Below are 14,006 nucleotides of genomic sequence, written 5' to 3' on the forward strand. Positions count from 1 at the left end.
ATCAAGACGTAATTTTGCTCCGGGTGTCCGCAGGTGCGGAAATGCCATGCACGAGCAGGGCAAGTTGCAGGCGATCCGACACCTTGAGCTTGTCGAAAGCCGCTGACAGATGGGCCTTGACGGTGCGTTCGGTAATGCCCAGCGCCTCGGCGATGGCGGCGTTGGCTTGGCCGCTGGCAGCGTAGCGCGCGACGGTGATTTCACGCTCGGTCAACAGGCCGCCATCCCAGGTATGCGAATCCTGAGCGCGTTCAGTCACCAATTTCAACAGGCGGGTCACCAGCGACCGGCCCATCCAGATGCCGCCGGAGGCAACCACTTCCAGCGCCTGCGCCAGCGCGGCAGCCGGTGCATGGGTGTGACAGTAGCCATGCGCGCCCGCGCCCAGCGCTTGCGTGCCTTGCTCGTCGTTGGGGCTGGGGCTGGCAACCACCAAGTGCAAGCCGGCCAGGGTCGACGCCCAGATGGGGTCTTGCCAGGACGGCAAACGGGGCACGTCGGCATCCAGCACCGCCAGCGCGCGGCCTTGCTCGCGCCAGCGCTGCAAGTCGGCCAGGCCGCGCCCGCGTGCCGCAAGCCAGCGCGTGGGGTCCAGCGCGCGCCAGTGTTGCCACAGCAGATCGTCGTGCGTAATCAACAGGACGGGAACAGGTTTCATAAAGCCTTCCAGCTCTCCTTTAACGTTCGGTAAAGGCATTCGCCTTGGCACGCAGAATCGGCTTAAGCAGGTACTGCAGCACAGTGCGCTTGCCCGTCAGGACATGAACCTCCGCCACCATCCCAGGGATGATGGGCAATAGTTTTTCGCCCACCGTGCTGCGATCCGTGCGGACGCGCACCACGTAGTAGGAGTTGCCTTTCTCGTCGGTCACGGTGTCCGCGCCGATCTGTTCCACCTTGCCTTCCAGGCCGCCATAAATGGCGAAGTCATAGGCCGTGAATTTCACTTCCGCTTTTTGGTCCGCGTGCAGGAAGCCGATATCGCGCGGCTGGATGCGGACTTCAAGCAGCAGCGTGTCGTCCTTGGGCACGATTTCGATAATGTCCTTGCCCGGCTGCACCACGCCACCGACGGTGTTGTTGAACAAGGTCTTGATGGTGCCGGCCAGGGGCGCGCGGACTTCAGCCAGCTTCACGCGGTCGGCCAGCGCCAACTTGCCTTGGCGCAGCGTGGACAGCTTGGTGTTGGTTTCCGACAGTTCGCTGCGTGCCTGGTTGCGGATATTCAGCTCGGATTCTTCAAGCTTGCTCTGGGCTTCCTTGATCGACGCCTGGAAGCGATCGATCTGCGCTTCGGCTCCTTTCTGTTCGCCGCAGTAGCGGGCCACGTCGCGTTGCAGGCGCAGCAGGTCCACTTCGGACACGGCGCCGCTCTTGAGCAGCGGGCGCGTGACTTGCAGTTCCCGGGAGGTCAGGCCGCAACTGGCCGATGCCTGATCGCGCTTGGCGATCGTTTCGCGCAAGTCTTCCTGGCGCTGCTTAAGCTGTTCACGGGCGACGTTGACCGTGGCGTTCAATTCCGTATTGCGCGCCTGCCAGGCATTGCGCTCCATTTCAGCCAGGCCAGGCGCTTGCTTCAGCACTTCTTCCGGCGCCACGAAGGGCTCGCCGGTGGCCAGCGCTTGCAGGCGGGCGGATTTTGCCAGCAGGGACAGATATTCCGCGTTGTTCTCGCCCAAAGACGAGGCAAAGCGCGTGGAATCGATCTTCAGCAGGGTCTGGCCGGCCTCGACTTCCTGCCCGGGCCGAACCAGGATTTCTTCGACGATGCCGCCGTCCAGGCTCTGGATGATCTGCACTTGGCGCGAGGGAACAACCTTGCCCTCGCCGCGGACGACCTCATCGATATTGCCCATCGCCGCCCAAACCAGTAGCAGCGCCGTGGCAATCAAGGCCACCCACAGCAGGATGCGCGAGCTGCGCGCCTGCGATTCGTGGATTACCCATTCCGCATTGCCGACGTAGTCAGAGCGCTTTTCAAGCTTGCCCTTGTCGGCGCCGTCCAGCAGACGGTCGAAGAAGAATACAAAGACGTTGCGCAGTTTGCGCCACAAACTGCCAAACACGCCTTGCTGGGTCTCGCCAGGATTTTTCTGCATGGGGCCCTCAGCTTCCGCGTCCAACGCGTCCTTGACGCAGTGCTTCGACAACTTGCTCCTTGGGGCCGTCGGCCACGATGTGACCGTTGTCGATCACAATCAAACGGTCAACCAGGTCCAGCAGCGCGGTGCGGTGCGTGACCAGCAGGATGGTCTTGGTCGCGCTGGCTTCGCCCAGCCGCTTGCGCAACTGAGCTTCGCTCTGGTGGTCCATATTGCTGCTGGGCTCGTCCAGCAACAGGATGGGGGGATCGTTGATGAGGGCGCGCGCGACGGCAACGGATTGCCGTTGGCCGCCCGACAGCGATTCCCCACGCTCGCCAATCACCATGTCGAACCCGTTGGGGTGCAGGTTGGCGAAATCCGTGACGCCGGCCAGATTGGCGGCGGCCAGGATGCTGGCGTCATCGGCGTAGGGGGCACCCATGGCCAAGTTGTGCTTGAGGCTGCCATAGAACAGCAGCGGATCCTGCGGCACGTGGCCAATGGCGCGGCGCACGTCGGCTGGATCAATTTGGCGCACGTCCACGCCGTCCAGCAACACCGCGCCTTCCGTGGGCTGGTACAGCGACAGCGCCAGCTTTTCCAGTGTGGTCTTGCCCGAACCGATGCGGCCGATAATGCCGACCTTTTCACCGGGCTTGAGCTTGAAGGACACTTTCTTCAACACCGGCTGCGTGCTGCCGGGGTAAGAGAAGGTCACGTCGCGGAATTCCAGGCCGCCATGGAATACCGGGCGATGCAGGAATTCGGCTTCGGCCGGGCGTTCGATCGGCAGCTTCATGTAGTTGTCGATGGAACCCAGCGAGGTGCGGGCGTTCTGATACTGCATCAACAGGCCGGCAACCTGGCCCAACGGCGCCAGGCAGCGGCCGGCGATCATGGACGCGGCAATGATGCCGCCCATGGACATGGCGGATTCCTGCGCCTGGTACACGCCGATGATCACGACGGCGATCGACACCATTTGCTGCACGGCCTGCACGAAGCCAACCGTGGATGACGAGATGAGCTTGAGCTTGCCGCCAGTCTGGGCGATGAATTCGGTGGCGCGTTCCCAGTTGCGCTGGATCGAGCCCTGAGCGTTCAGGGTCTTCACGGCTTCCAAGCCCGTCAATGCCTCAACCAGGGTTGCATTGCGTTGTGAACTGGCCTGGAAAGAGGCAACCGTCAGCGCTTCCATGCGGGCTTGCGCAGCCAGGGACACCAACAGGATCAGAACGATCGCCACCAGCGGCGGCAGAATCATCCAGGGCGAGATCCAGGCCAGCGCAGCCAGGAACAGGACGATGAAGGGCAGATCGACCAGAGTGGTGATGGTGGCCGACGCGATGAAATCGCGGATGGACTCGAACGAACGCAGATTGGCCGCGAACGATCCCACCGATACGGGGCGGCCTTCCATGCGCAAGTCCAGCACCCGTTCCATGATCTGGGCCGATAGACGCACGTCGACCCGCTTGCTGGCGCTGTCCACCACGTGCGAGCGCGCGGTGGAGAGGATCATATTGAAGATCACCACCAGGGTGATGCCGATCGCCAAGACCCATAGGGTTTCGACCGCGTTGTTAGGCACCACGCGGTCATACACGTTCATGGTGAACAACGGCATCGCCATGGCGAAAATGTTGATCAGCAGGGCAGCGATCAGGGCATCTCGGTACAGGCGGCGGTTCTCCATGATGGCGGCCCAGAACCAGTGGCGCTCGCGCACTTTGGCGACTTCCGGGGAACGCGCGTCAAATCGGAACTGCGGGCGCACAAAGCACACCAGACCGGTGTATTGCGCAGCCAGGGATTCGGGCGTCATTTCGACGGAACTGCCACCCAGCTCGGGATGGCTGACAACATATTTGCCGTCTTCCTTCTTAAGCAGCAAGCAGGCGCGTTCGCCTTGCAACAATAAGATCGCGGGCAACAAGTCCTGGGAAATGCTGTCCAGCGTGCGCTTGACCACGCGCGCCGACAACTGCGCGCGCGCGGCGGCGCGCGGCAGCAGGGCAGGGGTCAAACGGTGCTCTTCCAGCGGCAGGCCCGCGGAAAGCGCCTGGGCAGTGGCGGTCACGCCATGCAGGCGGGTGATTTCAACCAGGCAATCCAGCAGAGGATCATCGTGCGCCGCACGCGCATCGGCACGCCATTCCCGCGCTGCCTTTTCAGATAACTTGTCCATCTTCGTCATCCAATAGGTCGAGGTGTTCCGAAAGGCGCGCGCGTTGCTGCTTGCGCTGTGAGAGCTTTTGTTGGGCCTGGATAGGCAGGTCCGTCATGCGCAAGGTGCCATTGGCGATCAAGGCGTCGATCAGGTCTTCCAGAACGCGGACAAAGTCCGCGTCCAACTGCGAAAATTCGTTGCCCTGGGGCGTCATATGGCCTCCTTGCGACCCAACCCCGATCAGGGCTTGGCGTTGGGCGCGTTCAGCGGCACGAGCGTGGGCGGCAGCGTGCCTTCGTTGTATTGAACGCGCACGGGAGCCAGGCGGGCAGAATCGGGAACCGTCGAATTACAAAGCTTGATCACTTCGTCGGTTACCACCAACTTGCCGTTTTCCTCGGGCATCTCGTTGCGCGCGGGTTGCAGCGACAGCGCCGGCAGCAACGTGTGCGACAGCGCCAACCAGCGATATTGCGCAAGCTTGAGGTCATACAGGCCGTTGGTCAATGCACGACGCGATTCAAACAATTCGTTTTCGGTATCCAGCAAGTCCAGCAGCGAACGTTGGCCAATCTGGAATTGCTGGCGATATGCATCGCGCACCTTGGTCGTGGCCACTTCGTGGTCACGCAGGAAGGGCAGCTTTTGGCTCAGGCTGGTGATGTTGTTCCAGGCCACGGCCAGATCCTGCTGCACGTTGCGGCAGGTGTAGTCGCGGATATCGCGCGCGGCATAGGATTGCGCGGCGGTCTGGCGCACGCGAGCGGAATCGGCGCCGCCGCGGTACAGGTTGTAGCTCATCACCACTTGCACGCTGGAGCTCTGGATATCGCGGGTTTGCGGCGTGGGATCGTTTTGATCGCGGCCGGTGGAGGCCACGAATTCAAACTTCGGAGAGAACGCACCCTTCGACGACGACACACCGGCTTCCGCGGCTTGCAGGCCGGCCTGCTTGGACAGGAAGCTGGGATTGCGGCGCAGCGATTCATTGAAATTGCCCGGTTTGACGGGCAGCTTGCCGCCGACGTCGGGCGGCGGCTGCATCGCTTCGGGCGGGAATGCGCCGGTGACGCGCTGGAATCGCTGTTGCACATCCAGCAGGTTGGCGGTTTCGGTCATCAGGTTCGTCTGGGCCAGCGACAGACGGCCGCCCGCTTGTTCCAGGTCAACCCGGCGGCCCACGCCCGATTCCGTGCGCTCGCCGATTTGCTTCAGCGTTTCTTCGTGCAGGGAATAGTTCTGGCGGGCCAGCAATTCCATGTCGCGGTAGCGTTGCAGGTCAATATATGCCTGCACGGCGGCAAATGCGGTGGAGTCGCTAGTGGCCAACACGTCATAGAAACGTGCCAGTTTGTCGAAACCGGCTTGCTTGACGTCGTTGCTGGTACGGAAGCCGTCAAAAATCAGTTGGCGCAGTTCAACGTTGTAGCCGGGACGGTTCCAGTTCTGCGAGCCGACGCCGGGCACGTTGTTGCGGTATTCCCTACCTACGTAGCCTTGCGCGTTGATCTGCGGGAAGAACGCGCCGCGCGCCACCGACTGGCCTTCCAACGAAGCCTGGAAGTCGTGGTACTTGGCCTGAATCTCGGGATTGCTGAGCAGCGTCTGCTCAACGATCTGGTTCAGTGTCACGGCGGATGGTTCGGCAGTGGAGGCGGCGGCCGGCTCTGCTGTTTGTGCAAATGCTGCGGGAACAAAGGCCAGGGCAAGGATCGAAGTCGTGCTTTTGAGCAAAAACGAAGCCATAGTGATTATTCGCGAGTAGGTTTGGATTGAGTGGCCGCCATGTTGTATGCAAATGTCATATTCTTCGAGTCAAGATTTGTTAAGTCTTGAAAGGTCAAAAAGGCTGGCCATGAGATTTCTTCGCGCAACATCACTCAATTTCACTGAATTTGCACGAACTTCACAATAAACGAATGCCTCTATTTTCATTAATACGTTTTATTGCGCATTATTTCGTGAGAGAGGCAACCGTAGTGAAACCGGATTATATCGTTTTGATAATTTTGTATCTGTTTCTTTAACTAAATATTTGCGTGTGATTAATTTTCCACAGTATTTGGCGAGTGCGAATGGCCGTTGGAAGGGACAGATTCCGTAACGAACATGGTAGTGGTGGTACTAGTATCCATGGTGCAGTTGTACTAGGTTCAGAGCCTGTGCATAATTCCTCCATGCCGCAGTGGCCGGCGCGGGAGCGATTTGCTTTTCAACCGCGCGAGGCTCAAGCCGGATTGTCTATTTGCAGAGCGCATCCATGGCCCAAACCCTTTACGACAAACTCTGGGACGCCCACATCGTCCATCAGGAATCAGACGGTACCTGTCTGCTCTATATCGATCGCCACCTGGTGCACGAAGTCACCAGCCCGCAGGCGTTCGAGGGCCTGGCGATCGCCGGGCGCAAGCCGTGGCGTACCGGCGCCAACCTGGCAGTGGCGGATCACAATGTCCCGACGCTGAACCGCGCGCAGGGCATTGACGATCCCATCTCTCGCCTGCAAGTCGACACGCTGGACGCCAACTGCGAGAAATACGGCATCACGGAATTCCGCATGAATGACCTGCGCCAGGGGATCGTTCACGTGATCGGACCCGAGCAGGGGGCAACCTTGCCCGGCATGACCGTTGTCTGCGGCGACTCCCACACCAGCACGCACGGCGCGCTGGGCGCGCTGGCCTTCGGCATCGGCACGTCCGAAGTCGAGCACGTGCTGGCGACCCAGACGCTCTTGATGAAGAAAGCCAAGAGCATGCTGATCAAGGTGGAAGGCGAATTGCCCTTCGGCTGTACGGCCAAGGATGTCGTGCTGCACATCATCGGCATCATCGGCACGGCCGGCGGTACCGGACACGCGATTGAATTCGCGGGCAGCACCATCCGCTCGCTGTCGGTGGAAGGGCGCATGACGGTTTGCAACATGGCCATCGAAGCCGGCGCGCGTTCCGGCATGGTGGCGGTGGATGACAAGACCGTTGAATACTTCCGCGGCCGTCCCTTTGCGCCCATGGGCGTGGTCTGGGATCAGGCAGTCAAGTACTGGCGCACCCTGCACACGGACGAAGGCGCCAAGTTCGACACCGTGGTGGAAGTCAACGCTCGCGACATCAAGCCGCAAGTCACCTGGGGCACGTCGCCTGAAATGGTGCTGCCGGTGGACTCCCGCGTGCCGGACCCTGACCGCGAAAAGGACGACGTCCGCCGCAGCGGCATGGAACGCGCCCTGCAATACATGGGCCTGAAGCCGAATACGCCGTTGACCGACATCCGTGTGGATCGTGTCTTCATTGGTTCTTGCACCAACTCGCGCATTGAAGACTTGCGCGCCGCGGCGGTCGTTGCGCGTGGCAAGCATGTGGCGTCCAACGTGCGCCAGGCGATGGTGGTGCCGGGTTCGGGCCTGGTCAAGCAACAAGCCGAACGTGAAGGCCTGGACAAGATCTTCATCGAAGCCGGCTTTGAATGGCGCGAACCGGGTTGCTCGATGTGCCTGGCCATGAACGCCGACCGCCTGGAACCGGGTGAGCGCTGCGCCTCCACGTCGAACCGTAATTTTGAAGGCCGGCAAGGCCAGGGTGGCCGCACGCACCTGGTCAGCCCCGCCATGGCCGCTGCGGCGGCCGTGGCCGGCCACTTCGTCGACGTCCGCACGTTCCGTTAAGCGAATCAGCACCGAGTAGACATCATGCAAGCATTTACCACTCACGAAGGCCTGGTGGCTCCGCTCGACCGCGAAAACGTCGACACGGACCTCATCATTCCCAAGCAATTCCTCAAGTCCATTCAGCGCACGGGTTTTGGCCCGAACCTGTTTGACGAATTGCGCTATCTGGATCACGGCGAACCCGGCATGGACAACAGCAAGCGTCCGCTGAATCCGGATTTCGTGCTGAACCTGCCGCGTTATCAAGGCGCTTCGGTACTGCTGGCGCGCAAGAACTTTGGTTGCGGCTCCAGCCGCGAGCACGCGCCGTGGGCACTGACGCAATATGGTTTTCGCGCCATCATCGCACCGTCGTACGCCGATATTTTCTTCAACAACAGCTTCAAGAACGGTTTGTTGCCGATCGTGCTGTCCGAGTTGGAAGTGTCCCGCCTGTTCGACGAAGTGAAGGCATTCCCCGGCTACAAGCTGCGTGTGGATTTGGACCGCCAGGTCGTGATCGCGGCGGATGGCCGCGAAATGGGCTTTGATATTGAACCCTTCCGCAAGTACTGCTTGCTGAATGGTTTTGACGATATTGGCTTGACCTTGCGCCATGCCGACAAGATTCGCGCCTTTGAGGCCGAGCGCCTGACCCGTCACCCCTGGCTGGAAAGCCGTCCCATCGCCTGACCATTATTCTGAACACAGGATCGCTTCTTAAATGACTCACAACATCGCAGTCTTGCCGGGTGACGGCATTGGCCCGGAAATCGTTGAACAGGCCGTGCGCGTCTTGAAGGCGCTGGACGTTTCCTTCGATATCAAGCAAGCCCCCGTGGGCGGCGCCGCGTTCGACCAGTTTGAACACCCGCTGCCGCCGGCCACGCTGAATCTGGCGAAGGAATCGGACGCCGTGCTGTTCGGCGCTGTCGGCGACTGGAAGTACGACAGCCTGCCGCGCGAATTCCGTCCGGAACAGGCCATTCTGGGCTTGCGCAAAGCGCTGGGCCTGTTCGCCAACCTGCGGCCCGCCATCCTGTATCCCGAGCTGGCAAGCGCGTCGTCGCTGAAGCCGGAAATCGTGTCCGGCCTGGATATCCTGATTATTCGCGAACTGACCGGCGATATTTATTTCGGCACTCCGCGCGGTGTGCGTTCGTCGCCTGATGGCGCCTTCGCGGGCGAGCGTGAAGGCTATGACACGATGCGCTACGCCGAATCCGAAGTGCGCCGCATTGCGCACATCGGCTTTGAGTCGGCCCGCAAGCGCAATAAGAAGCTGTGCAGCGTGGATAAGGCCAATGTGCTGGAGACCTCGCAATTCTGGCGTGACATTGTTATTGAAGTGGCGCGCGAATACCCCGATGTCGAGCTGTCGCACATGTATGTCGACAACGCCGCGATGCAGCTGGTGCGCAACCCGCGCCAATTCGACGTGATCGTCACGGGCAATCTTTTCGGCGACATTCTGTCGGACGAAGCCGCCATGCTGACCGGGTCGATCGGCATGCTGCCGTCTGCGTCGCTGAATGCGGGCGGGCAGGGCCTGTACGAACCCAGCCACGGTTCCGCGCCGGATATCGCGGGCAAGGGCGTGGCCAATCCGCTGGCAACGATCTTGTCGGCTGCCATGTTGCTGCGCTATTCGCTCAACCTGGCACCCCAGGCTGACCGCATCGAAGCCGCCGTGCGTCGCGTACTGGCCGACGGCCTGCGCACCGCCGATATTTACGAATCGGGCACGACGAAAGTCGGCACGGCAGGCATGGGCGACGCAGTGCTCAAAGCCCTGGCCTGATCGCCAAGCAAGGGGCGCGCCCTTGCGGCGCTGCCCCAGTTTCCAAAGGGCCGCCCGCAAGGCGGCCCTTATTACGTCCCTGTTGTGACGGCGCCGCGAAAGGCGTTCTTGTTTCTTGTGGCCCCTATTTTTTCAAGCTGCGCCGCAACATCTCGCCGTGCATTCTGATAAATTGTTGAATTGCACGTCTTTTTCTCCCCGGACCTTGTCTCCACCTTTATAGAGCGATTGAAATGAATCAAGCAGTAGGCCTTGTCGGCTGGCGCGGTATGGTCGGCTCGGTGCTCATGCAACGCATGCGCGACGAGAATGACTTCGCACTGATCGAACCGGTGTTCTTTTCCACCAGCAACGCTGGCGGCGCTGCGCCCACGTGGGCCGAAGGCGCTGGTCCGTTGCAAGATGCCTACGATATTGACGCTCTGAAAAAACTGCCGATCATCGTGACGGCGCAAGGTGGCGATTACACGTCCGAGGTCTACCCGAAGCTGCGCGGCGCGGGCTGGAACGGCATTTGGATTGATGCGGCCAGCACCCTGCGCATGGCTGACGACGCCATCATCGTGCTGGATCCGGTCAATCGTCCGGTGATCGACGCGGCGCTCAAGCGCGGCGTGCGCAACTTCGTTGGTGGCAACTGCACCGTCAGCTGCATGCTGATGGGTCTGGCCGGCCTGTTCAATAACGACCTGGTGGAGTGGATGACCACCATGACGTACCAGGCGGCTTCCGGCGGCGGCGCGCAGCACATGCGCGAACTGCTGACCCAGTTCGGCGAGATCAACCAGTCGGTCAAGCCCCTGCTGGACGACCCTGCGTCGGCCATTCTGGAAATCGACCGTGGCGTGCTGGCCAAGCAAAAGGATCCGGCGCTGCCCCACGAGCATTTCGGCGTGCCGCTGGGCGGCAACCTGATTCCCTGGATCGACAAGGACCTGGGCGACGGGATGTCGAAGGAAGAGTGGAAGGGCGAGGTCGAGACCAACAAGATCCTGGGCCGGGGCGCTGCTTTCGGCACGGCTCCCACCCCGATCGACGGCCTGTGCGTGCGCATCGGCGCCATGCGTTGCCACAGCCAGGCGCTGACCATCAAGCTCAAGCGCGACATCCCGCTTGACGAGATCGAATCGCTGATCGCCCAAGGGACGCAATGGGCCAAGGTTGTTCCGAACACCAAGGAAGCAACGGTTTCGGCACTGACCCCGGTCGCCGTGACCGGCACGCTGGACATCCCGGTGGGCCGCCTGCGCAAGCTGTCGATGGGCTCGCAGTACCTGGGTGCCTTCACGGTGGGCGACCAACTGCTGTGGGGTGCCGCCGAGCCCCTGCGCCGCATGCTGCGTATCGCACTGGCCGAAGCCTGACGCGATTTCGGGCGCCGCATCGCGGCGCCTGATCGCTCAGCAAGGCAATCAAGGGCACCTGCGGGTGCCCTTGATGTTTGGGTATTCGTCAAAGCAGTGTGGTGGATGTGCCCGCAAGCCAACGCCAATGCGCCTTTCAGGTTTGTGAAATTCGCGTCATCCATTACACTTTTCCCGTGAATTGAGGCCTGTTCTCACTTATTTGGTGTGAACGGGCTCTAGCCCGTAATTCGACTACAAGAACGGAATTCCAGCTTATGACCCAGCGTTCGCGCCACGTGAAGCATGCCCGCCGTTTGAAAGCCCTTCAATGGGCGATTGCCTTGGCGATGGGGTCGAGCATGTGTAGTTCGGCGCTGGCCATGCGCGTGGGGCATTCCCGAGTCGTGTCCGTGCCGGGGGCGCCGTTGCAGGCGGTGGTGGGTTTGCAGGAGCTGACGCCGGATGAAGTGTCGTCGCTGAAGGTGTCGGTGGCGGACGAGGCCTCCTGGCAGCGTGCAGGTCTGAAACCGCCGGTGCCATTGGCCGGCATGGTGGTCAGGGTCGAGGACGGCATGGATGCCACGCGCAAGAATCTGCGCGTGCGCGGGATGCAGCCGCCGGCAAGCGGCGCGGTGGATTTGCTGCTGGATATCAGTTCCAGTTCCGGACAGCGCCAAGTGCAAGTCAGCATCCTGGTGCCGTTGCGCGGCACGGGAGCCGACGTGACGCCGGCTGCGGTCGGCACCCCGGCGCGTACCGGTGGCACGGCGGGATCGGTCAATGTGAAATCGGGCGACAACCTGTTTGCGATTGCGCAGCGTAATGCCGTGCCCAATGCATCGGTCTATCAGATGCTCGTCGCCTTGTGGCGTGCCAACCCCGAGGCGTTCATCCAGAACAATATGAATCTGGTGCGCGCCGGGCAGAAATTGAACATCCCGGACGCGGCAACGGTGCGGGCGATTGACCCGGCCGAAGCGCGCCGGATTTTCAACGAACACGCCGAGGCCTTTGCCAAATACCGAGCCCGGCTTGGTGCGGCCGCAGGCGCCAATCCTTCGGTGGTGAAGGGACAGGACGCCGCATCGGGCACGATTGCCCGTCCGGGCGATACCGGCGTGGCAAGTGCCGCGCCGACGCAAGATCGGGTGCGGTTGTCGACCGGGCAGGCGCAGGCGGACGCACAGGCCGATGCCCAGACCTCCTCCGAACGCGCGCTGAAAGACGCTGAAGGCCGCGTGAATCAACTACAGGCCAATGTGGATGATTTGAACAAGGCGGTTGCCCAACAAGGATCGGCGGGAGCGGGCGGCGCTGCGGGTACATCCGGTGCGCCGGGTGCTGCTGGCACGCCGGGCGCGTCAGGCACGTCAGGTGCCGCGGGTGCGCCAGGTGCAGCAGGCACGCCGGGTGCAGCAGGCACGTCAGGTGCAGCAGGCACGCCCGGAGCAGCAGGCACGTCAGGTGCAGCAGGCACGCCCGGTGCAGCAGGCACGCCAGGCGCAGCAGGCACGTCAGGTGCAGCAGGCACGCCGGGTGCGGCAGGTACGTCAGGTGCAGCAGGCACGTCAGGTGCAGCAGGCACGTCAGGTGCAGCAGGCACGTCAGGTGCAGCAGGTACGCCAGGCGCAGCAGGCACGTCAGGTGCAGCAGGCACGTCAGGTGCAACAGGCACGCCAGGTGCCGCAGGTACGCCAGGCGCAGCAGGTACGCCAGGTGCAGCAGGCACGCCAGGTGCGGCAGGCACGCCAGGTGCAGCAGGTACGCCAGGCGCCGCAGGCACACCGGGCGCCGCAGGTACGCCAGGTGCATCCGGAGCCTCTTCTTCCGCCGACAAGGCCGCCGGAGCTTCCGCCGCGGACACATCCAAGGACATCACGTCCGGCATGCCCAGTTGGCTTGCCGACAATTTGCTCGTCATCGTCACTGCCGTACTGGCGCTGATCGCATTCGCCATCGCTTGGTTGCTGCGCCGTGCCGGCGCTCGGCGCGACGACGATGATGAAGACACTTACGCCTATAACGAGCCTGCGCTGGACACGGCAGCGCTGAACCGCAAGCTCGATACGATTAATCTCGACCTGGACGAACCGCCCACGGACGAACCGCGCCGAGTCAGCGGTCCTCGGGTTTGAATAATGTCTAGAGTTGCATTGGGGCTGGCGTATGACGGCTCCGCTTGGCAGGGTTGGCAGACGCAGCCGCATCGGCAGACGGTGCAAGACACGTTGGAGTCCGCCCTGGCCAGTTTTTGTGGTGTGCAAGGTGTTGTCCCCACTATTTGCGCCGGGCGCACCGATACGGGCGTGCATGGCGCAATGCAGGTGGTGCATCTGGACACCACGCTGGATCGGCGCATGGAATCCTGGGTGCGGGGCGTGAATGCGTTTCTCCCCTCCAGCGTATCCGTGCAGTGGGCAGAGCCGGTGTCGGACGAGTTCCACGCGCGTTTTTCAGCCCGCGCCCGCACGTATGTCTATCTGCTGTGGCGCGGCCGCGTTCGGCCGGCGCTGTGGGCGGGGCGGGCCGGCTGGTGCTTCCAACCGCTGGACGTGGAGGCCATGCGGGCCGCGGCAAATGCGCTGTTGGGTGAACACGATTTTTCCAGCTTCCGGTCTTCGCAATGCCAGGCCAAGCATCCGGTACGCCACATGCACCGGCTGGACATCGAGGAGCGTGGCCCGTTCCTGGTGTTCACGTTGAAAGCGAATGCATTCTTGCATCACATGGTGCGCAACATCATGGGCGCGTTGTTGCAGGTTGGGCAGGGCAGGGAATCGGTTGATTGGATGGCGCAATTACTGTCTTGGCGCGACCGCAAGCGCGGTGCGCCCACGTTCGCGCCAGATGGCCTGTATCTGTCTGCGATTGACTATCCTGCTGAGTTCGGCCTGGAAGAGTTGGATGGCGGGTCACTGCTGCTGTCGCCGTTTACGCAAACCTATTAGGGAACTGCTGC

General features: G+C 61.9%; 11 protein-coding genes. 6 read left to right on the forward strand and 5 right to left on the reverse strand.

Translation table 11 applies throughout. The annotated features are described in order from the left end of the window. Window position 1: 1 nt before the first annotated feature. The 5 genes from HV753_RS22530 to HV753_RS22550 are packed head-to-tail and all read right to left on the reverse strand — an operon-like array spanning window position 2 to window position 6,000. The gene (locus HV753_RS22530; protein ID WP_175176808.1) at window positions 2-658 is read right to left on the reverse strand and encodes a helix-turn-helix transcriptional regulator; all 657 of its coding nucleotides are present in this window, start codon (window positions 656-658) and stop codon (window positions 2-4) included. A gap of 19 nt (window positions 659-677) precedes the next feature. After that, complete coding sequence (locus HV753_RS22535) at window positions 678-2,099, reverse strand: HlyD family type I secretion periplasmic adaptor subunit (protein ID WP_175176809.1); 1,422 nt, start codon at window positions 2,097-2,099, stop codon at window positions 678-680. A gap of 7 nt (window positions 2,100-2,106) precedes the next feature. Further along, a complete protein-coding gene (locus HV753_RS22540; protein WP_425485922.1) occupies window positions 2,107-4,272 on the reverse strand; it encodes a type I secretion system permease/ATPase in 2,166 nt (721 codons plus the stop codon). After that, window positions 4,256-4,468, reverse strand: coding sequence for a hypothetical protein (locus HV753_RS22545; protein WP_006218695.1), 213 nt, complete (start codon window positions 4,466-4,468; stop codon window positions 4,256-4,258). Before HV753_RS22545 ends, HV753_RS22540 begins: the two co-directional genes overlap by 17 nt. A 26-nt stretch (window positions 4,469-4,494) precedes the next feature. Next, window positions 4,495-6,000 (reverse strand): TolC family outer membrane protein, encoded by a 1,506-nt coding sequence (locus HV753_RS22550; RefSeq protein ID WP_175176811.1) that lies wholly within the window; start codon window positions 5,998-6,000, stop codon window positions 4,495-4,497. A gap of 514 nt (window positions 6,001-6,514) precedes the next feature. Between HV753_RS22550 and leuC the strand changes: the two genes are divergently transcribed. The 6 genes from leuC to truA all read left to right on the forward strand — a co-directional run bounded on the left by leuC (window position 6,515) and on the right by truA (window position 13,995). Next, window positions 6,515-7,918 (forward strand): 3-isopropylmalate dehydratase large subunit, encoded by a 1,404-nt coding sequence (leuC, locus tag HV753_RS22555; protein ID WP_175176812.1) that lies wholly within the window; start codon window positions 6,515-6,517, stop codon window positions 7,916-7,918. 24 nt (window positions 7,919-7,942) lie between these two features. Then, complete coding sequence (leuD, locus tag HV753_RS22560; protein ID WP_175176813.1) at window positions 7,943-8,593, forward strand: 3-isopropylmalate dehydratase small subunit; 651 nt, start codon at window positions 7,943-7,945, stop codon at window positions 8,591-8,593. 31 nt (window positions 8,594-8,624) lie between these two features. Further along, window positions 8,625-9,701, forward strand: coding sequence for a 3-isopropylmalate dehydrogenase (leuB, locus tag HV753_RS22565; protein ID WP_175176814.1), 1,077 nt, complete (start codon window positions 8,625-8,627; stop codon window positions 9,699-9,701). A gap of 233 nt (window positions 9,702-9,934) precedes the next feature. Next, window positions 9,935-11,065 (forward strand): aspartate-semialdehyde dehydrogenase, encoded by a 1,131-nt coding sequence (gene asd / locus HV753_RS22570; protein ID WP_175176815.1) that lies wholly within the window; start codon window positions 9,935-9,937, stop codon window positions 11,063-11,065. A gap of 257 nt (window positions 11,066-11,322) precedes the next feature. After that, window positions 11,323-13,182 carry a type IV pilus assembly protein FimV gene (locus tag HV753_RS22575; RefSeq protein WP_175176816.1) on the forward strand — a complete coding sequence of 620 codons (1,860 nt, stop codon included), beginning with the start codon at window positions 11,323-11,325 and terminating at the stop codon, window positions 13,180-13,182. Window positions 13,183-13,185: 3 nt separating this feature from the next. Beyond that, complete coding sequence (truA, locus tag HV753_RS22580; protein WP_175176817.1) at window positions 13,186-13,995, forward strand: tRNA pseudouridine(38-40) synthase TruA; 810 nt, start codon at window positions 13,186-13,188, stop codon at window positions 13,993-13,995. The last annotated feature ends 11 nt before the right edge of the window (window positions 13,996-14,006 follow it).

Origin of the sequence: Achromobacter pestifer, assembly GCF_902859625.1 — a bacterium.
Lineage (GTDB): Bacteria > Pseudomonadota > Gammaproteobacteria > Burkholderiales > Burkholderiaceae_B > Achromobacter > Achromobacter pestifer.

What these genes read in the sequence shown, in the direction of transcription:
- leuC (WP_175176812.1), top strand. Translation starts at nt 6,515, where the DNA reads ATGGCCCAAACCCTTTACGACAAACTCTGGGACGCCCACATCGTCCAT.
- HV753_RS22550 (WP_175176811.1), bottom strand. Translation starts at nt 6,000, where the DNA reads ATGGCTTCGTTTTTGCTCAAAAGCACGACTTCGATCCTTGCCCTGGCC.
- HV753_RS22535 (WP_175176809.1), bottom strand. Translation starts at nt 2,099, where the DNA reads ATGCAGAAAAATCCTGGCGAGACCCAGCAAGGCGTGTTTGGCAGTTTG.
- HV753_RS22540 (WP_425485922.1), bottom strand. Translation starts at nt 4,272, where the DNA reads ATGGACAAGTTATCTGAAAAGGCAGCGCGGGAATGGCGTGCCGATGCG.
- leuB (WP_175176814.1), top strand. Translation starts at nt 8,625, where the DNA reads ATGACTCACAACATCGCAGTCTTGCCGGGTGACGGCATTGGCCCGGAA.
- asd (WP_175176815.1), top strand. Translation starts at nt 9,935, where the DNA reads ATGAATCAAGCAGTAGGCCTTGTCGGCTGGCGCGGTATGGTCGGCTCG.
- HV753_RS22545 (WP_006218695.1), bottom strand. Translation starts at nt 4,468, where the DNA reads ATGACGCCCCAGGGCAACGAATTTTCGCAGTTGGACGCGGACTTTGTC.
- truA (WP_175176817.1), top strand. Translation starts at nt 13,186, where the DNA reads ATGTCTAGAGTTGCATTGGGGCTGGCGTATGACGGCTCCGCTTGGCAG.
- HV753_RS22530 (WP_175176808.1), bottom strand. Translation starts at nt 658, where the DNA reads ATGAAACCTGTTCCCGTCCTGTTGATTACGCACGACGATCTGCTGTGG.
- leuD (WP_175176813.1), top strand. Translation starts at nt 7,943, where the DNA reads ATGCAAGCATTTACCACTCACGAAGGCCTGGTGGCTCCGCTCGACCGC.
- HV753_RS22575 (WP_175176816.1), top strand. Translation starts at nt 11,323, where the DNA reads ATGACCCAGCGTTCGCGCCACGTGAAGCATGCCCGCCGTTTGAAAGCC.